Origin of the sequence: Bradyrhizobium daqingense (assembly GCF_021044685.1) — a bacterium.
Lineage (GTDB): Bacteria > Pseudomonadota > Alphaproteobacteria > Rhizobiales > Xanthobacteraceae > Bradyrhizobium > Bradyrhizobium daqingense.
In genome coordinates, this window is record NZ_CP088014.1 from 6,358,600 (window position 1) to 6,375,143 (window position 16,544).

Consider the following 16,544-nt stretch of genomic DNA (forward strand, 5'->3'; position numbering starts at 1 on the left):
GATGCTAACGCATCGCCCCGGAATGACACCGAGACCAGTTTGCCTCAATCCAGCGTGCGGCGGAAGCGCGTCACGGCGATGGTCATGGCGAGCAGCATCAGGGCCGCCAGCGCCAGCGTGTCGAAGCGCAGGTTCTCCATGGTCGCGCCCTTCAGCATGATGGCGCGGACGATGCGCAGATAATGGGTCAGCGGCAGGGCTTCGCCGAGATATTGCGCCCAGGCCGGCATGCCCGCGAACGGAAACATGAAGCCGGAGAGCAGGATGCTCGGCAGGAAGAACATCATGGACATCTGCATCGCCTGGAGCTGGTTCTGTACCAGGGTCGAGATGGTGTAGCCGATCGACAGATTGGTGGTGATGAACAGCGTCGAAAGCAGGGCCAGCAGAAACAGGTTGCCGAGCAGGGGCACACCGAACAGGCCGACACCGATGCCGATGATGAGGAAAGCCTGGAGGAAGCCGACCAGGACGTAGGGCACGATCTTGCCGAACATCACCTCGATCGGCTTGATCGGCATCGAAAGCAGGCTCTCCATGGTGCCGCGCTCGACCTCGCGCGTCACGGACAGCGCCGTGAAGATCAGCATGGTCATGGTGAGGATGGTGCCGACGAGGCCCGGCACGATGTTGAGGCTGGAGTCCGCGGCCGGGTTGTAGCGGGCATGGGCGCGGATCTCGAACGGCATCTCCGGGGGATCACCGATGTAGAGATCATGCTTGAGCGCGGTCTGCACCACCATGCCGAGCGAACCGATCGCCGAGCTCGCCGCAACCGGATCGGTGGCATCGGCGGCGACCAGCAGCGCCGGCTTGTCACCGCGCCGCACCGCGCGCTCGAAGCCGCGCGGGATCTCGACGCCGAACAGCACCTTGCCGGATTTCAGGAGATTATCGAAATCGTCGACGTCGTGCACTTCATAGAGGAAGCGGAAATAGGCGGTGTTCTCCAGCGCCTTCAGGATCGAGCGGGCGAGATCGGAGTCCTCCTGAAGCAGCACCGCGCTCGGCAGATGGCGCGGCGTGGTGTTGATGGCATAGCCGAACAGCATGAGCTGCATCACCGGCAACATCACGATCATCGCAAACGAGACGCGATCGCGCTTCAGCTGGATGAACTCCTTGACCAGCATCGCATAGCAGCGCCGCAGGAAGCCGAAACGTTCCCGGACTTCGCGTCGTGGCGCGGGATGGTCTACGGCGCTCATTGGAAATTGTCCTTGGAGCGGCTCATCAGCTCGATGAACACGTCTTCGAGCGACGGCGACGACTTCTGCCAGTGCAGACCGCTTTTCTCGCGCCATGGCCCGATGCCGGCTTCGAGCGCTTCGACGTCGCGCCCCGACACGTGCAGCGAGGTGCCGAACGGCGCCACCATGTCGATGCCGGGCTTGCCCGTGAGTGCGGCGGCGAGCTCATTCAGGGTCTCGCCTGTGACGGTGTAGGTCGTGAGCGCAGAATTCGCGATCACCTGCTCCACCGTGCCGTTCGTCAGGAGATGGCCATAGGCGATGTAGGCGATCTCGTGACAGCGCTCGGCCTCGTCCATGTAGTGGGTCGAGACCAGCACGGTGAGGCCTTCGGCAGCGAGCGCATGGATCTCGTTCCAGAAGTCGCGCCGCGCCTTGGGATCGACGCCGGCCGTCGGCTCGTCCAGCAGCAGGAGCTGCGGACTCGGCAGCGTGCAGGCACCCAACGCCAGGCGCTGCTTCCATCCGCCAGAGAGCTCGCCGGCGAGCTGCTCCTCGCGGCCGGAGAGCCCGAGCCGCTTGATCATGTCGCGCGCCGCCCCGCGCGCGTCAGCGAGGCCATAGAGCCGCGCGACGAATTCGAGGTTCTCGCGCACCGAGAGATCCTGATACAGGCTGAAGCGCTGGGTCATGTAGCCGACCTGACGCTTGATCTTCTCGGCATCCCGGCGGATGTCGTAGCCGAGGCACGTGCCTTCGCCGCTGTCGGGCGTGAGCAGGCCGCAGAGGATACGAATGGTCGTCGTCTTGCCCGAACCGTTAGGGCCGAGAAAACCGTAGATCGAGCCGCGCTTCACCTGCATCGACAGATCATGCACGACCTCGCGGCCTCCGAACGACTTGGTCAGGCCCTTGACGTCGATCGCGATGCCGTTGCCGCCACTCATCGCTTGTCCGCCACCGGTGTCTTCGGATTGAGATGGATGTCGATCGGCTGCCCGACCCGCAAGGCGTCGGGGCGCGACGGCCGCGCCTGGATCAGATAGACGAGCTTGTTGCGCTCGTCGAGACTATAGATCACCGGCGGGGTGTACTCGGCCGACGTCGCCATGAAATAGACCTTGGCAGTGAGATCCGCCGCGCAATTGTCGCAGGACACGCGCACCGTGTCGCCGATCGCAAGCTTGGGAAGTTCGGTTTCCCGCACGAAGAAGCGCAGCTTCATGTTGCCGGGCGGCATGATCGAGAGCACCGGCCGCTGCGCCGCGACCATCTCGCCCTCGCGGAAATAGATCTGCTGGATGGTGCCGGCGACCGGCGCAAAGCCCCGGCGGCGCGCCATCCGCGTCTCCGACGTCGCAACCCGCGCTTCGGCGACGCGCAAGCCGGACACGGCGGAATCGAGATTGGCTTGGGTGCCCGAGCCGGTCTTGCTCAGCGATGCCGCGCGATCGTAGGTCTGCTGCGCATTCGCCAGCGTCGCCTTGTTCTGGTTGAGATCGGCCAGCTGGAGATCGTCATCGACGGAGTAGAGGTGATCGCCGACCTTGACCTCGTCGCCCTCGCGGACATTGAGCTTGGTCACCCGGCCCGCTTCGTCCGGGCTGACGAAGATCATGTCGGCCTCGACCCAGCCCTGGAAGCCGGGATCACGCTTTTCCTTGCAGCCGGCCAGCCCAGTCGCAAGCACGATGCTCAATGCAAGACTGAAAAATGCCTGTGACGACGTCATGTCGTCCTCCGTTCGCCAAAGATCAAATCGAGATGGACGCGCAGCATCTCCTGCGCGTCGAGCGGCGCGTGCCGTGCAAACAGGCTCTGCCAGATCACCGCAATCATCGCCGGCGCGACCAGGATCTGGGGAAAACGCGCGAGGTCCTTCTCACGAATCTCGCCGCGGGCGATGCCGAGTTCGATCAGCGCGCGCATGCCCGCGATCCCGCGCGAAACGACCTCGCGATAGTAGAAATCGGCGACGGAGGGAAAGCGCGGTCCCTCCGCCACGATCAGGCGCACCAGATCGCCGCGCCTCGTGCCGATGACCTCTTTCAGGAAGTTGCCGGCAAAGGCCTCGACGAGCTCGCGCACCGTTCCGGTCGGCGGCGGTAGCGCATTCAGCCGTGCCACGACCGGCACGATGACGATGCGCACCAGCTCCTCGAACATCGATTCCTTGTCCTTGAAATGCAGGTAGATCGTGCCCTTGGCGACGCCCGCCCGCTTGGCGATGTCGTCGAGCCGCGTCGCGGCGAAGCCGCGCGCGATGAACTCCTCCATCGCCGCCTCAACGATCGCTGCACGCCGCTCCTGGGCACGCAGGGCGCGGTTCGAGGCAGGCGCCGCGTCGTCGATGCCCTGAGTCGCGTCGGCCCTCCCCTTGGCGCGATCTGCGGACGAACTGGCGGCTTTGGTCGGCTTCTTTGTCATGATCAATTTATGACTGACTAGTCAGTCAATGTCAACCTTGCAGACGGCGGCTAGAGGCAATGATAAATTAGCATTGACTAATTAATTAGTATGAGCTAATGAAAACACGTGATCGACGCCGTCCCCAATTCCATCACCATCGTGATGCGCGCCCTTGCCGATCCGACCCGCCGCGCCGTGTTCGAGCGTGTGTTCGAGAGCAAGGAGATCAGCGTCGCCGAGCTCACGCGCGGCAGCGGCGTGACCCAGGGCGCGATCTCGCAGCACCTGAAATCGCTCAAGCAGGCCGGCCTCGTCGCCGAGCGTGCCGAGGGCCGCAACGTCTACTACCGCGCCGCGCCGCAAGGGCTCGAGCCCCTGGTCACCTGGATGGACCATTACGGCGTGTTCTGGCGCGAGCGCTTCCAGAATCTGCGTGACCTCTTGAAGGAGATCGACCCGTGAGTGCAGTTGCTTCCAATGTTGAGACCAAGGACATCGTCATCGACGAGGTTTTCCCTCATGCGGTCGAGGTCATCTGGAAGGCGTTGACCAGCGCCCAGCTGATCGCGCGATGGCTGATGCCGCCGACCGGTTTCGAAGCCGTCGAAGGCAACAGGTTCACGTTCAAGACCAATCCGGCCGGCGCTTGGGACGGCACCATCCATTGCCGCGTGTTGGAGGTCGCCCCGAACCGGCGCTTTTCCTATGCCTGGAAGGGCGGCGACGAGAGCAACACCGGCTATGGCTCGGCGCTCGACACCGTCGTCACCTGGTCGCTTACGCCGGTTGAGGCCGGCACCCGCGTGCGTGTGGTGCATTCGGGCTTCGTGACGCCGAAGAACGACACCGCCTATCGCAACATGAGCGATGGCTGGGTCAAGGTGCTGCAGCGGCTCGATGCCGTCTCGGGCGAAGACAAGTAAGGAGGCCTGGCGATGGACAAGCCCTTTACCGGCGGCTGCGCCTGCGGCGCGATCCGCTATTCGATCGCCGGCGAGCCCCTGTTCAGCAATCACTGCCAGTGCCGGGACTGCCAGCGCGAGAGCGGAAGTGGTCACGGCTCCTACGCGACGTTCGCGCGCGCCGGCGTCACCCTGACGGGCGACGCCAAGCATTGGGACATGGTCGCCGACAACGGCAACGTGAAGACGCGCGGCTTCTGCATCCAATGCGGCGTGGCCGTCTACTTGACCTTCGCGGCGCAGCCCGACGTCTTCACCATCCGCGCCGCAAGCCTCGACGAACCCACGCGCTACCAGCCGCAAGCCGTCACCTTCGCCGCGCGCGGCCATGACTGGGATCGCCTCGATCCCAGCCTGCTGAAGTTCGACGGCATGCCGCCCGGGTAGCCACCCACTCCGTCATTGCGAGGGGCGAAGCCACGAAGCAATCCAGAACACCTCCGCGGAAAGATTCTGGATTGCTTTGTTTCGCTCGGAATGATGATGTGGAAGCTGTCGGGCGCGACCGCTAGCCATGGAACTTCAGGCCATCGACGATCTTGTCGATCATCTTCCGCTCGGCCCGCATTGCGATACCGACGAGATTGAGATCAGTGCGCGCCACGGCCCGCACCGCCTCGCGGTTGGCGGCGTCGTGCGTCGTCTTGAACATGTCCTCGGTGTAGACCGCCGGCTTGACGTTGCGGGTGAGCGCGCGATCCAGCGCGCGCGACAATGCGGGAGCATCGGCGCCGTAGATCAGGATCGGCTGGCCGATCAGCGCATGATATGTCGTGCCAGAGGCGTCCTCATAGGCCTCGCCGATGCATTCCGGAAAGGCCGCGGCGATGCCGCTGGTGAGAAAGGAGGCGACGTTGAGCTTCTGCCAGACTTGAAGATCGGTCCGGATCACGACGGCGATCTTGGTGTCGAACTGCATTCGTTTCTTCCACTGTCATTTCCAGGCGATGCTACGCATTGCCCCATCACGACAGCAAGAGCAATCAGCCCTTCGCGTCGCAGGCCCAGGCGCGGATCACGCATTCCTTGCCGCCATATTTGTAGCATTCGCGCGTGGCGGCATTGAGCGAGGCCGAGATCTTCGGCTTGACGGCGTAGCCATAGGCGCCGCACGGATTGGTGAGATCGACCGACATCGCGGCGCAGGCGCGCTTCATCGTCACGGTCGTGCAATCGCCCTTGCATTGCTTCTGTGCCGCGGCACGCGCCTCGTGCTCGGCCCCGTAATCATAGGCCTGGCCATAGGCGCCGCATTTGCCGACCGCGATGGCGCCGGCGGCGTGGGCTTCGGTGATATAGCGGGCGCCGGTGACACAGATGGACAGCGCAAAGCAAAACATCGCGCAACGGCGCGCGACGACGTTCGAAGCCATGGAAAAACCCCTCCCCCCAAGGCAGTCCGGTCGACTCTAAGGCCCGGTCGTTTCCAGATGGTGAACGGGTGGTTGAAATCGGCAGGCAACGAGGGGATATCTATCTCGTGTCGTTGCGCGCGCTCGACCCGACGCCCGCCGCGACCAGGGGAGGCCTGATCGTGATCAAACATCTGCCGCTTGTCATGCTCGCCATGCTCTCGGCGACAACCGCTTGCTCCGCAGACCAGCAAGGACTGTTTCGAGACGCCTATCTCTGCCCGGCGCGGGGACCATCTTCCGTCTGCGTATATGGGACCGTCCGAAAGGGAACGCAGGTGACGTTGATCGCCAAGGGCTGGAAAAGCGTGGCCGAGACGAAGGAGACGTTCTCGAACAAGAACCAGGAATTCCAGAACGGCATCGCAACGAGCACGCGGCTGCAGGTTGCAAGCAAGCCGCCGAAGGACGCATTCATGATCGCGGTCCTGGCTCCGACGGACGCCATCAACGAGCTCAGACTCGAGGAAATTCAGGATCCGGCTATCGTTCAAAGAATTGGCGGGCACATCAAGAAAGCCAGGGAGCTCAAGCTCGCACCGGACATCCGCCTGTTGCAGACGCGCCTTTTCAGGCTCTCACCGACGATTCTGCTGTCCGAAACGTTTGTCAGTGCCCCCAACGACGTGGCTGAACTGACCAAGCAACTTCCGAACGGCTGTGACGTCTGCGGGAAAGTGCCGCTGGTGGTCGGAACAAATCTGCACGACCTCTTCAGGGAAGTCCGCCCCTCGCAGCGAAGCGACACCGAGCGCATCTGCGGCGCGATCAAGCTGGCCTTCACGCTGTCTGGCCGGACCTATGCGCTCAGCCACGCTTACATCTGCGAAAGCGACGCCATGTCGGCCACACTGGTCCACGACCTTTCGGGACCAACGCCAAAGCTGGCGTTCAAATTGATCGGTGGTCTCTAGCGACATCCTCGGGTGATTGGCGAAGCGTAATCCACCTCTTTCGTTTCCGCGGAGAAACACAGCGATGGATTACGCCTTGGGCTAATCCGCCCACGCAGCCTACCCGCGTCTCGCCGCTTCCAGCGCCTGCGGCGTGTCGATGTCGAGGAAGGCGCTCTCGCCGTCGACGGGCACTTCGGCGACCGCCTCGGCATGCTTGGCGATCAAATGCCTTGCGCCGACGTCGCCGTCGAGCGCCATCAATTCCTTGAAGAAACGGCGCGACCACAACACCGGGTTGCCACGGCGGCCTTCACTGACGGGCACGACGATGAGGTTGCCGCGGTCCGGTGCAAAACCATCGATGAGGCGGTCGATCAGGCCGGCATCGATCAGCGGCATGTCGCCGAGGCACACCACGGCGCCGTCGCAGGTCTCCGGCACCGCGGCGATGCCTGCCTTGACCGAGCTCGCGATGCCTCCGGCGAAATCCGGATTGCGGACGAATTTGACCTTCAGGCCTTGCAGCGCCTGCTCGACCAGCTCGCCTTGGTGGCCGGTGACGACGATCACCTCGGACGCCTTCGAGGCCAGGGCCTGCTCAGTGGCGATCCGCACCAGCTTCTTGCCGCCGAACTCGGCGAGCAGCTTGTTCGGCCCGCCCATTCGGGTGGAGCGGCCGGCCGCCAGCACGATGGCGGCGACCTGGCTGTTGCCTTCGGTCTCCGGCTTGGCGCGCGGCTGCGGCCGCGTCACGATCTCCATCAGCAGGCCGCCGACGCCCATGCCCATCAGCTCGGACCGCGTGACCTGGATGCCGGCGAGCAGCCGCATCAGAACCCAGTCAAAGCCGTTCTCGACCGGCGAGCGCGCACAGCCCGGCGCGCCCAAGAGCGGCACATTGCCTGCCCGGGCGATCAGAAGCAGATTGCCGGGATCGACCGGCATGCCGAAATGTTCGATCTCTCCGCCGATGCCGGTGACGGCAGCCGGAATGACGTCGCGGCGGTCGGCGATCGCGGATGCCCCGAACACGATCACGAGCTCCGCGCCGAGCGCGAGCAACTCCTTGATCGCGGCCGACAGCGCCTGCTCTTCATGCGGGACGCGCCGCTCGGCGATGATGCCGGCGCCCGCCGGCGCGAGCCGCTCGGCGGTGACCCGCAGCGTCTTGTCGATCACCTTGGATGACAGGCCCGGCAGCAGTGTCGAGACCACGCCAACACGCGTGATGACGTAAGGGGCGACCTTCAGCACGTCCTTGCCGGCGGCCTTCACCGCAGCATCGCGCAAGCGTCCTTCGACGCCGAACGGGATGATCTTGACGGTGCCGACCATCTCGCCCTCGACCACCGGCTTGTAGGCCGAAAGCGTGGCAAAGGTGATGGCCTCGTCGATATTGTTGATGCGGTCGACCGCCGCGCGGTCGATCACCAGCACGCCAGCGCGCGCGGCGAACAGATTGGCGCGGCCGGTGAAGGCGCGCTCGACATGGATGCCGTCGCCGCCGATCGCGAGCGCGATGCTGGCGGCCGCAACGTCCTCGGAGACGTCGCCGTCCTCCATCCGCACCACGACGATGTCCTTGATCCCGGCACGCTCCAGCGCCTCGACCTCGGCAGGACCGATCGTCGTGCCCTTCTTCAGCACCAGCGGTCCCTGGCGCAGGGTGTGGACGGTCACCCCGCCAATCGCATCCTTGGGGCTCGCCGGTCCGAACTTCATGCCGCTTCTTCTTTCTCCTTCGGCGGCAGCCGAAGCACCGCGGTGATCTCGGCCATGATTGCCACCGCGATCTCGGACGGCGAGACTGCGCCGATCGCAAGCCCGATGGGCGCATGGATGCGCGCGATGTCGCTGTCCTTGGCGCCCTGCGCCCGCAGCCGGTCGCCGCGCTTGGCATGAGTCTTCCGCGAGCCGAGCGCGCCGATGTAGAAGCAATTGCGCTCGAAGGCGTGCAGCAGCGCGGGATCGTCGATCTTGGGATCGTGCGTCACCGCGACGAAGGCGGTGTAGGCATCGACATTGAGCGGCGGCAGCGCAGTATCGGGCCACTCCGCGATCAGCGGAATGTCGGGAAAGCGCTCTGGGCTGGCAAAGGCCGTGCGGGGATCGACCACGGTAACGTCATAGCCGAGCGAGCGCGCCAGCGGCGCCAAGGCCTGGCTGATATGGACCGCACCGACGATCACGAGCTTTGCGGTCGGCGCGTAGACGTTGAGGAACAGCTTCTTGCCGCCGGCCTCGACATTGGCGCTCTTGCCCATGCGCAGCTGCTTTTCCAGCTCGGCCCGCAGCGGATCCTTGGCAAAGTCTGCGGCCTTCACCAGGCGCTGCTCGCCGCTCTCGGTGTCCGTCACCAGGATCACGGGCCGGCGCGCGGCGCGCTCGGAATTGAGTTCGTGCAGGATCGCGAGCTTCACGGCTAACCGACCTTCTCGACGAAGACGCGGATGGTGCCGCCGCAGGACAGGCCGACATTCCAGGCAGTCTCGTCGGCGACGCCGAATTCCAGCATCTTGGGCTTGCCGCTCTCGATCACGTCCATGGCCTCGGTAACGACGGCGCCTTCGACGCAGCCGCCGGAAACGGATCCCAGGAACGTGCCCTCGTCATTGATGACGAGGCTCGAGCCCGCCGGGCGCGGGGCCGAGCCCCAGGTCTCCACCACGGTCGCCAGCGCGACGCCACGGCCGGCCTTCTGCCAGTCTTCCGCCGCCTTCAGGATATCCTCGTCGCGATCGAGCATGGGGTGCCTCTCAAGCTGCGGAGCGGATCAGGCTGCGGTGATGCGGCGGCAGCGGCCGGGAGAGCGTTGTGATCAGCTCCTGGATCGAACTCAAATTATGTACCGGCCGGAATTCGTCAACGTGCGGCAGCATCATTTTGATACCTTGCGCCTTGGCCTCGAAACCGCCGAACCGGAGCAACGGGTTCAGCCAGATCAGCCGCCGGCAGGACCGGTGCAGCCGGTCCATCTCGAAGGCCAGCTTGGAATCGGCCTCGCGCTCCAACCCGTCTGAGATCAGGAGCACGATGGCGCCCTGGCTCAGCACGCGCCGCGCCCACAATTTGTTGAAGTTGTGCAGCGAGGCCGAGATCCGCGTGCCGCCGGCCCAGTCCTCCACCGCCGCCGAGCAGCTCGCGAGCGCTTCGTCGGGGTCGCGCTGGCGCAAGGCGCGCGTGACGTTGGTGAGGCGGGTGCCGAACAGGAACACCGAGACGCGCTTGCGGGCATCGGTGATGGCATGCAGGAAATGCAGGAACAGGCGGGTGTACTCGCTCATCGAGCCCGAGATATCGAGCAGCGCCACGATAGGCGCCGGCTTCTCGATCCGCCCGAGGCGGTGGATGTCGATGATGTCGCCGCCGGTGCGCAAGGAGGCACGCAGCGTCCGGCGCAGGTCGAGCCGAAGGCCGTGCGGATCGGGCCGATGCCGGCGCGTCAGGAGCTCGGCCTGCGGCAGGTGCATCTTCTCGATGGCCCGCAAGACCTCCGCGATCTCCGCCGCGCTCATCTGCGCGAAATCCTTCTTCTGAAGGATCTCCTTGTCGGAGACCGACAGGCGCAGATCTTGCTCCTGGTGCTGCGGAGTCTCCGTCATGCGCGGCTGCGACATCGCCTCCTGAACACGGCGGGAGCCTGCCTGCGGCTTCTTTCTCGCCTGCTCCGGCAGCGGCACGGAATCCAGCATATGCTTCCACTCCTCGGAGGCGCGGAAGAACAGGTTGAAAGCCTGCTTGAAGATCAGCGCATGCTCATGCCGCTTGACGAAGATCGCCTCCAGCGTCGTGAAGACGTCGGCGCGGCTGCCGATGTCGATCACCTGCAACGCGCTCATGGCGTCGATGACGGCGCCTGGGCCGACCGGCATGCCGGCCGCGCGCAGCGCGCGGGCGAAGCCGACGATGTTGTCGGCGAATTGCTCGGTCTGCTCGGGGGCAAGGTGGTTGATGGCCATGGTGTGTCGCCCTTGGCGTCATTCTGGGGCACGCGAAGCGTGAACTATGGTGCGCAATTGCGCACCTGAGAATCTCGAGGTTCCGGATTCGATGCTATGCATCGCCCCGGAACGACCAAACTAATTGTCGCTCGTCGCGTCCTTCAGCACCTTCTGCAAGGTGTCGCCCTGCATCCGGGTGATGTCGTCCTGGTATTTGAGCAGCGCGCCCAAGGTGTCGCCGACCACTTGCGGGGTGAGCGAGCGGGCGTCCAGCTCCGACAGGGCGGTGGCCCAGTCGATGGTCTCGGCGACACCCGGCGATTTGTAGAAGTCCTGGTTGCGCAACGCCTGGACGAAGCGCACGACCTGCTGCGACAGCTTGACGGAAATACCGGGCACGCGCGTCTTGACGATCGCGAGCTCGCGCTCGGCTGCGGGATAGTCGACCCAGTGATAAAGACAGCGCCGCTTCAGCGCGTCGTGGATCTCGCGGGTGCGGTTAGAGGTGATGATGACGATCGGCGGGCTCGGCGCTTTCACCGTGCCGAATTCGGGGATGGTCACCTGGAAGTCGCTGAGAATTTCGAGCAGGTATGCCTCGAACGCCTCGTCGGCGCGGTCGAGCTCGTCGATCAAGAGCACCGGCGGACCGGCGACATCGGGCTCCAGCGCCTGCAGCAGCGGCCGCTTGATCATGTAGCGGTCGGCAAAGATGTCGCTCGAGAGCTGGTCACGATCGGTGTCACCGGCGGCTTCCGCCATCCGGATCGCGATCATCTGCGCGGCGCTGTTCCACTCGTAGACCGCGGAGGAGACATCGAGGCCTTCATAGCACTGGAGGCGGATCAGCTTCCGACCCAGCGCCGCCGAGAGCACCTTGGCGATCTCGGTCTTGCCGACGCCGGCTTCACCTTCCAGGAACAGCGGCCGGCCCATGCGCAGCGACAGATAGGTCACCGTCGCCAGCGACCGCTCGGCGAGATAGCCACGCGATGTGAGCAGTTCGAGCATCGCGTCGACCGATGCCGGCACAGCACCGGAAGAAGTGGCCGCTGAAGTCATGAAAAAGCCAGTCTCGCTACGCCCCTACCGGGACAAGTTTGGCCGAAGCGTGAGGTTCACTCACTCCTTGGCATTGGCGGCATCGAGGGCGCGGCGCGTCAGCACCCCGATGAGATGCGCGCGGTATTCAGCGCTGCCGTGGATGTCGCTGTTGAGCCCGTCCGCCGGCACATCGATGCCTTCGATCGCTTTCGCGGCGAAGCGCTTCTTCAAGGCCTCCTCGAACGCCTCGACGCGGAACACGCCTTCGGAGCCCGCACCGGTGACGGCGACCCGCACGTCCGACGGACGCCGCGCCACGAACACGCCGACCAAGGCGTAGCGCGAGGCCTGGTTGCGGAATTTGATGTAGGCCGCCTTCTTCGGCAGCGGGAACATAACCTTGGTGATGATCTCGTCGGCTTCGAGCGCGGTCGAGAACAGGCCCTGGAAAAATTCTTCCGCCTTGAGGCGGCGCTTGTTGGTGACGATGGTGGCGCCCAAGGCGAGCACGGCGGCCGGATAATCCGCGGTCGGATCGTTGTTGGCGAGCGAGCCGCCGATCGTACCCTTGTGACGCACGGCGGGGTCGCCGATCTGGCTCGCGAGATTTGCCAGCGCCGGGATCGCTTCACCGACGACGGCGGAGGTCGCGACCTCGGCGTGCCTGGCAGTGGCGCCGATCACCAGCGAGCGGCCCTTCATCTCGATCGTGTTGAGCCCCTCGATGTGAGAGAGGTCCACGAGATGCGGCGGGCTGGCGAGGCGCTGCTTCATGACGGGAATCAGCGTGTGGCCGCCGGCGATCACCTTGGCGTCCTCGTTCTTCACCAGCAGATTGGCCGCCTGCCGCACGGTGCCGGGGCGATGATATTTGAATTCGTACATGGGGGTGTCCTGATCGCGGAATGCGTGCGCGGTTTACGCGAGATCGGATTTCGCCATCGCCTTGGCGCCGGCGGAGATCGAAGTGACGATGTTCTGGTAGCCGGTGCAGCGGCAGAGATTGCCTTCCAGCTCTTCGCGGATGGTGTGGTCGTCGAGCTCATGACCCTTGCGATGCACGATGTCGATCGCGGTCATGATCATGCCGGGCGTGCAGAAGCCGCACTGAAGGCCATGATGCTCGCGGAAGGCTTCCTGCATCGGATGCAGCGGCGCACCGTCGGCAGCCAGTCCCTCGATCGTCTTGACCTCGTGGCCGTCGGCCATCACCGCGAGCGTGGTGCAGGACTTCACCGCCTTGCCGTCGAGATGCACGACGCAGGCGCCGCACTGCGAGGTGTCGCAGCCGACATGCGTGCCGGTCAGCCGCAGATTCTCGCGCAGGAACTGCACCAGGAGGGTGCGGGGATCGACATTGGCCGTGACTGGATTGCCGTTCACGATGAGGGAGATTTTTGCCATAAGCACTCTCTATCAGCGCCCCAACGGGTCCCGTCGAAGCGGTTCTTATAGTTATTCCAACCCATCATATGGGCCAATATGCCCGGGGGCAACATCACCCCCGGCGCAAGGCGCCATGCCGAAAGGCGATAGCCTTCAGCCCTGTACCGCCTTGGCGAAGTTCGCAAAAAATTCGTCGGCCAGCTTTTTGGCCGCGCCGTTGATGAGGCGCTGACCGAGCTGCGCCAACTTGCCGCCGATCTGTGCCTCGACGTCGTAGGAGAGCAGCGTGCCGCCGTCCTTCTCCGCGAGCCTGACGGCTGCGCCGCCCTTGGCGAAGCCGGCCACCCCGCCCTCGCCTTCACCAGAGATCTTGTAGCCGTTGGGCGGGTCGAGATCGGACAGCGTGACCTTGCCCTTGAAGCGCGCGGACACCGGGCCGACCTTCATTTTCGCGGTCGCGCGAAAGCCGCCGTCGTCGGTCTTCTCCAGCTCCTCGCAGCCGGGAATGCAGGCCTTCAAAACTTCGGGATCATTGAGCTTGTCCCACACGGCCTCGCGCGGCGCCGCAAGTTGGACTTCGCCGTTCATCGTCATGGCCATGGGTGCCTCCCGGATCGCATAACTATAATGCTGTTCAAGTAACGCACGGAGGCCATAAAGGAAAGGGCGCCCCCCGGTCACGTGCAATGCATATTCGCAACTGCAAAATACTTGCGTCAATGGTTTGGGATTGGCACAGGCCGGGCATGGTGGTTAGGTCCCGCGTGACATGAGTACATCGCTCTCCCCCCTGCTTGCCCCGATGCTGTCGAGCGCGGCCATGCGCGCGGCCTGCGACGATCGTTCGACCCTGCAGAACATGCTCGATTTCGAGGCAGCTCTGGCCCGCGCCGAGGCCGCCACAGGTGTGATCCCCTCGTCCGCGGTGGGGCCAATCGCGTCCGCCTGCAGGGCTGATGCCTTTGACATGGCCGCCCTGGCCGAGGCTGCAACGCGGTCGGGCAATCTCGCGATTCCCCTGGTCAAAGCGTTGACCGCCAATGTCGGCAAGGCCGATGCGGAGGCTGCGCGCTACGTGCATTGGGGCGCGACCAGTCAGGACGTCATCGACACCGCGACCATGCTCACGCTGCGCGCCGGCATCGGGGTCCTGGATGCCGACCTCAGCCGCGCCATCAAGGGGTTTGCCGCATTGGCGCGCGCCCATCGCGCCACCGCGATGGTGGCGCGAACCTGGCTCCAGCACGCGCTGCCGATGCCGTTCGGCCTGAAGGCCGCTGAATACGCCGCAAGCCTTGCACGCGCCCGCTGCCGCCTCAGGCGGCTCTCCCGCGAGGGCCTCGCGCTGCAATTCGGCGGCGCCGCCGGTACGCTCGCCGCGCTCGGAGATAAGGGGCTCACAGTCGCCGAGCGGCTGGCGCAGGAGCTAAACCTGCCGCTGCCCGAAGCCCCCTGGCACACCCATCGCGACCGCATTGCGGAGGCCGCTTCAAGCTTCGCGATCCTCGCCGGCAGCTGCGGCAAGATCGCGCGCGACGTATCGCTGCTGATGCAGACCGACGTCGCCGAAGCGTTCGAGCCCGCCGGCGAAGGCCGCGGCGGCTCCTCGACCATGCCGCACAAGCGCAACCCGGTTGCCGCCGCTAGTGCGCTGGGGGCAGCGACCATGGCCCCGCAGCTCGCTGCCACGATTTTGGCCGCGCAGGTGCAGGATCATGAGCGCAGTGCCGGCCCGTGGCACGCTGAATGGCCGACGCTGCCGCAATTGATGCTGGTCACCTCGGGGGCGCTGGCCGCCATCGTCGATATCGCCGAGGGCCTCGAAATCGATACCGCCCGCATGCGCAGCAATCTCGATGCGACGCACGGGTTGATCATGGCGGAGGCGGTCACCTTTGCGCTGGCCGAGACAATCGGCAAGAGCGATGCCCATCATCTCATCGAAGCCGCCAGCAAGCGCGCCGTCGCCGAGAAGAAACATCTGCGCGAGGTCCTGTCGGCCGATTCGCTCGTCACGTCGCATCTGGCGCCGGAAAAAATTGCGGCATTGTTCGAGCCGATGGCCTATCAAGGGGCTTCCCAGGCCCTGATCGACCGGCTGCTGGACAGCCTCGACGAAGCCTGATGGACCAATGCGACCTCGACTTACATCGAGCATTCGCTCGCGGAGTTGATCAATGGCAGCAGGCATCGACCCGCTAATCCAAGCATTGCAGCGCGCCGCGTCAGGTGAGACCATTGATGTTGAATACGCTCGAACGCTTAAATTCGACGTACAGGACGCCAATGTCGGTGAAGCCGCCGCTAGATCATGGAGCAGGTTGGTCAACTTTGCCGACGACATCGATATACGATCGGAAGACCCTGACTATGATAAGCAGATGAAAGAAGAAATGGAGTGGCGTTGGCGCGAATTGTCCGCCCTCCTGACCGGGCGGCGTTAGCCGGCCCAATCAAGACAATGAGGAACGACCGATGCCCACGATCGATGCCGACGGATGCCTGCTCAACGTCTCCGTCGAGGGCCGCGACGGCGGACCGACCTTGATGCTCTCCAATTCGCTCGGCTGTACGCTTCAGATGTGGGAGCCGCAGATGAAGGCGCTGACGCAGGTGTTCCGCGTCATCCGCTATGACCGCCGCGGCCACGGCAAGTCGAGCGTCCCGCCCGGTCCCTACACGATGGAGCGCTTTGGCCGCGACGTGCTCGCGATCCTCGACGATCTCAACATCGAGAAGGTGCATTGGTGCGGCCTGTCGATGGGCGGCATGGTCGGGCAATGGCTGGGCGCCAACGCGCCGGAGCGCTTCGGCAAGCTCATCCTCGCCAACACCTCCTGCTATTATGCCGAACCGACCAAATGGCTGGAGCGCATCGACGCCGTGAAGAAGGGCGGAATCGCGGCGGTCGCCGATGCCGTGATCGCAGGCTGGCTGACGCAGGATTTCCGCGAGCGCGAGCCTGAGATCACCGCGAAGATGAAGTCGATGCTGCTCGCCTCCCCCGTCGAGGGTTATCTCGCCTGCTGCGAGGCGCTATCGACGCTGGACCAGCGTGCGCTACTGCCCAAGATCAAGAGCCCGACGCTGGTGATCGCCGGCCGCCACGACGTGGCAACCCCGATCTCGGCGGGCGAACTGATCCGCTCGAGCATTCCCGGCGCCAGCATGACCATCATCGACGCCGCCCACATTTCCAACGTCGAACAGCCGCATGCGTTCACGGACGCGGTGGTGGGATTCTTGACGCAGCGCTAGTCACACAAGGCCGTCATTGCGAGGAGCGTAGCGACGAAGCAATCCA

The 16,544-nt window shown here is 64.6% G+C and carries 21 protein-coding genes; 7 read left to right on the plus strand and 14 right to left on the minus strand.

The window, feature by feature from the left end; translation table 11 throughout:
• Positions 1-44: 44 nt before the first annotated feature.
• Genes LPJ38_RS30390 through LPJ38_RS30405 form a run of 4 tightly spaced genes read right to left on the minus strand, consistent with a single transcriptional unit; the run spans position 45 to position 3,617 of the window.
• Entirely contained in the window at positions 45-1,208 is a 1,164-nt protein-coding gene (locus LPJ38_RS30390) for an ABC transporter permease (RefSeq protein WP_145628415.1), read from the minus strand.
• Positions 1,205-2,137, minus strand: coding sequence for an ABC transporter ATP-binding protein (locus LPJ38_RS30395; RefSeq protein ID WP_145628417.1), 933 nt, complete (start codon positions 2,135-2,137; stop codon positions 1,205-1,207). The genes LPJ38_RS30390 and LPJ38_RS30395 overlap by 4 nt, the downstream gene beginning before the upstream one ends.
• Positions 2,134-2,922: an HlyD family secretion protein gene (locus LPJ38_RS30400; protein WP_145628419.1), complete on the minus strand. Its 789-nt coding sequence runs from the start codon at positions 2,920-2,922 to the stop codon at positions 2,134-2,136. The genes LPJ38_RS30395 and LPJ38_RS30400 overlap by 4 nt, the downstream gene beginning before the upstream one ends.
• Positions 2,919-3,617 (minus strand): TetR/AcrR family transcriptional regulator, encoded by a 699-nt coding sequence (locus LPJ38_RS30405; RefSeq protein WP_145628422.1) that lies wholly within the window; start codon positions 3,615-3,617, stop codon positions 2,919-2,921. The genes LPJ38_RS30400 and LPJ38_RS30405 overlap by 4 nt, the downstream gene beginning before the upstream one ends.
• A gap of 108 nt (positions 3,618-3,725) precedes the next feature.
• On the opposite strand from LPJ38_RS30405, the gene LPJ38_RS30410 reads away from it, so the two are divergent.
• The 3 genes from LPJ38_RS30410 to LPJ38_RS30420 are packed head-to-tail and all read left to right on the plus strand — an operon-like array spanning position 3,726 to position 4,948.
• Positions 3,726-4,061 carry an ArsR/SmtB family transcription factor gene (locus tag LPJ38_RS30410; RefSeq protein WP_145628425.1) on the plus strand — a complete coding sequence of 112 codons (336 nt, stop codon included), beginning with the start codon at positions 3,726-3,728 and terminating at the stop codon, positions 4,059-4,061.
• On the plus strand, positions 4,058-4,522 hold the full coding sequence (locus tag LPJ38_RS30415) for an SRPBCC family protein (RefSeq protein ID WP_145628428.1): 465 nt from the start codon (positions 4,058-4,060) through the stop codon (positions 4,520-4,522). The genes LPJ38_RS30410 and LPJ38_RS30415 overlap by 4 nt, the downstream gene beginning before the upstream one ends.
• 12 nt (positions 4,523-4,534) lie before the next feature.
• On the plus strand, positions 4,535-4,948 hold the full coding sequence (locus LPJ38_RS30420; protein ID WP_145628430.1) for a GFA family protein: 414 nt from the start codon (positions 4,535-4,537) through the stop codon (positions 4,946-4,948).
• 121 nt (positions 4,949-5,069) lie between these two features.
• On the opposite strand, the gene LPJ38_RS30425 is transcribed toward LPJ38_RS30420, so the two are convergent.
• Both LPJ38_RS30425 and LPJ38_RS30430 read right to left on the minus strand, forming a co-directional pair.
• Entirely contained in the window at positions 5,070-5,480 is a 411-nt protein-coding gene (locus LPJ38_RS30425) for a DUF2000 family protein (RefSeq protein WP_145628433.1), read from the minus strand.
• Between the two features lie 64 nt (positions 5,481-5,544).
• The gene (locus LPJ38_RS30430) at positions 5,545-5,934 is read right to left on the minus strand and encodes a DUF4189 domain-containing protein (RefSeq protein WP_145628436.1); all 390 of its coding nucleotides are present in this window, start codon (positions 5,932-5,934) and stop codon (positions 5,545-5,547) included.
• 107 nt (positions 5,935-6,041) lie between these two features.
• Between LPJ38_RS30430 and LPJ38_RS30435 the strand changes: the two genes are divergently transcribed.
• The gene (locus tag LPJ38_RS30435; RefSeq protein ID WP_145628439.1) at positions 6,042-6,887 is read left to right on the plus strand and encodes a hypothetical protein; all 846 of its coding nucleotides are present in this window, start codon (positions 6,042-6,044) and stop codon (positions 6,885-6,887) included.
• 99 nt (positions 6,888-6,986) lie between these two features.
• On the opposite strand, the gene LPJ38_RS30440 is transcribed toward LPJ38_RS30435, so the two are convergent.
• From LPJ38_RS30440 to LPJ38_RS30475, 8 genes are all read right to left on the minus strand, one after another.
• Entirely contained in the window at positions 6,987-8,591 is a 1,605-nt protein-coding gene (locus LPJ38_RS30440) for an NTP transferase domain-containing protein (RefSeq protein ID WP_145628441.1), read from the minus strand.
• Entirely contained in the window at positions 8,588-9,289 is a 702-nt protein-coding gene (locus LPJ38_RS30445; protein ID WP_145628445.1) for an XdhC family protein, read from the minus strand. The genes LPJ38_RS30440 and LPJ38_RS30445 overlap by 4 nt, the downstream gene beginning before the upstream one ends.
• Positions 9,290-9,291: 2 nt before the next feature.
• Positions 9,292-9,615 carry an XdhC family protein gene (locus LPJ38_RS30450; RefSeq protein ID WP_008564652.1) on the minus strand — a complete coding sequence of 108 codons (324 nt, stop codon included), beginning with the start codon at positions 9,613-9,615 and terminating at the stop codon, positions 9,292-9,294.
• Positions 9,616-9,625: 10 nt separating this feature from the next.
• The gene (locus LPJ38_RS30455; protein ID WP_145628448.1) at positions 9,626-10,828 is read right to left on the minus strand and encodes a vWA domain-containing protein; all 1,203 of its coding nucleotides are present in this window, start codon (positions 10,826-10,828) and stop codon (positions 9,626-9,628) included.
• A 120-nt stretch (positions 10,829-10,948) separates the two neighbouring features.
• Complete coding sequence (locus LPJ38_RS30460) at positions 10,949-11,872, minus strand: AAA family ATPase (RefSeq protein WP_145628451.1); 924 nt, start codon at positions 11,870-11,872, stop codon at positions 10,949-10,951.
• 60 nt (positions 11,873-11,932) lie between these two features.
• On the minus strand, positions 11,933-12,739 hold the full coding sequence (locus tag LPJ38_RS30465) for an FAD binding domain-containing protein (protein ID WP_145628454.1): 807 nt from the start codon (positions 12,737-12,739) through the stop codon (positions 11,933-11,935).
• Positions 12,740-12,772: 33 nt separating this feature from the next.
• Positions 12,773-13,258 (minus strand): (2Fe-2S)-binding protein, encoded by a 486-nt coding sequence (locus tag LPJ38_RS30470; protein ID WP_027576463.1) that lies wholly within the window; start codon positions 13,256-13,258, stop codon positions 12,773-12,775.
• A gap of 135 nt (positions 13,259-13,393) precedes the next feature.
• Complete coding sequence (locus LPJ38_RS30475) at positions 13,394-13,840, minus strand: SRPBCC family protein (protein ID WP_008564659.1); 447 nt, start codon at positions 13,838-13,840, stop codon at positions 13,394-13,396.
• A 169-nt stretch (positions 13,841-14,009) separates the two neighbouring features.
• Here LPJ38_RS30475 and LPJ38_RS30480 point away from each other — a divergent pair, with 169 nt between their 5' ends.
• From LPJ38_RS30480 to pcaD, 3 genes are read left to right on the plus strand one after another with little or no spacing between them, the layout of a single operon-like run.
• Complete coding sequence (locus LPJ38_RS30480) at positions 14,010-15,365, plus strand: 3-carboxy-cis,cis-muconate cycloisomerase (RefSeq protein ID WP_145628456.1); 1,356 nt, start codon at positions 14,010-14,012, stop codon at positions 15,363-15,365.
• Between the two features lie 52 nt (positions 15,366-15,417).
• Entirely contained in the window at positions 15,418-15,684 is a 267-nt protein-coding gene (locus LPJ38_RS30485) for a hypothetical protein (RefSeq protein WP_145628459.1), read from the plus strand.
• Between the two features lie 31 nt (positions 15,685-15,715).
• Complete coding sequence (pcaD, locus tag LPJ38_RS30490) at positions 15,716-16,498, plus strand: 3-oxoadipate enol-lactonase (protein ID WP_145628462.1); 783 nt, start codon at positions 15,716-15,718, stop codon at positions 16,496-16,498.
• Positions 16,499-16,544 lie beyond the last annotated feature (46 nt).

Bases quoted from the DNA above. Each gene is read 5' to 3' on its own strand.
- LPJ38_RS30390 (WP_145628415.1), bottom strand. From the start codon at position 1,208: ATGAGCGCCGTAGACCATCCCGCGCCACGACGCGAAGTCCGGGAACGT.
- LPJ38_RS30395 (WP_145628417.1), bottom strand. From the start codon at position 2,137: ATGAGTGGCGGCAACGGCATCGCGATCGACGTCAAGGGCCTGACCAAG.
- LPJ38_RS30400 (WP_145628419.1), bottom strand. From the start codon at position 2,922: ATGACGTCGTCACAGGCATTTTTCAGTCTTGCATTGAGCATCGTGCTT.
- LPJ38_RS30405 (WP_145628422.1), bottom strand. From the start codon at position 3,617: ATGACAAAGAAGCCGACCAAAGCCGCCAGTTCGTCCGCAGATCGCGCC.
- LPJ38_RS30420 (WP_145628430.1), top strand. From the start codon at position 4,535: ATGGACAAGCCCTTTACCGGCGGCTGCGCCTGCGGCGCGATCCGCTAT.
- LPJ38_RS30425 (WP_145628433.1), bottom strand. From the start codon at position 5,480: ATGCAGTTCGACACCAAGATCGCCGTCGTGATCCGGACCGATCTTCAA.
- LPJ38_RS30430 (WP_145628436.1), bottom strand. From the start codon at position 5,934: ATGGCTTCGAACGTCGTCGCGCGCCGTTGCGCGATGTTTTGCTTTGCG.
- LPJ38_RS30440 (WP_145628441.1), bottom strand. From the start codon at position 8,591: ATGAAGTTCGGACCGGCGAGCCCCAAGGATGCGATTGGCGGGGTGACC.
- LPJ38_RS30450 (WP_008564652.1), bottom strand. From the start codon at position 9,615: ATGCTCGATCGCGACGAGGATATCCTGAAGGCGGCGGAAGACTGGCAG.
- LPJ38_RS30455 (WP_145628448.1), bottom strand. From the start codon at position 10,828: ATGGCCATCAACCACCTTGCCCCCGAGCAGACCGAGCAATTCGCCGAC.
- LPJ38_RS30460 (WP_145628451.1), bottom strand. From the start codon at position 11,872: ATGACTTCAGCGGCCACTTCTTCCGGTGCTGTGCCGGCATCGGTCGAC.
- LPJ38_RS30465 (WP_145628454.1), bottom strand. From the start codon at position 12,739: ATGTACGAATTCAAATATCATCGCCCCGGCACCGTGCGGCAGGCGGCC.
- LPJ38_RS30470 (WP_027576463.1), bottom strand. From the start codon at position 13,258: ATGGCAAAAATCTCCCTCATCGTGAACGGCAATCCAGTCACGGCCAAT.
- LPJ38_RS30475 (WP_008564659.1), bottom strand. From the start codon at position 13,840: ATGGCCATGACGATGAACGGCGAAGTCCAACTTGCGGCGCCGCGCGAG.
- LPJ38_RS30480 (WP_145628456.1), top strand. From the start codon at position 14,010: ATGAGTACATCGCTCTCCCCCCTGCTTGCCCCGATGCTGTCGAGCGCG.
- LPJ38_RS30485 (WP_145628459.1), top strand. From the start codon at position 15,418: ATGGCAGCAGGCATCGACCCGCTAATCCAAGCATTGCAGCGCGCCGCG.
- pcaD (WP_145628462.1), top strand. From the start codon at position 15,716: ATGCCCACGATCGATGCCGACGGATGCCTGCTCAACGTCTCCGTCGAG.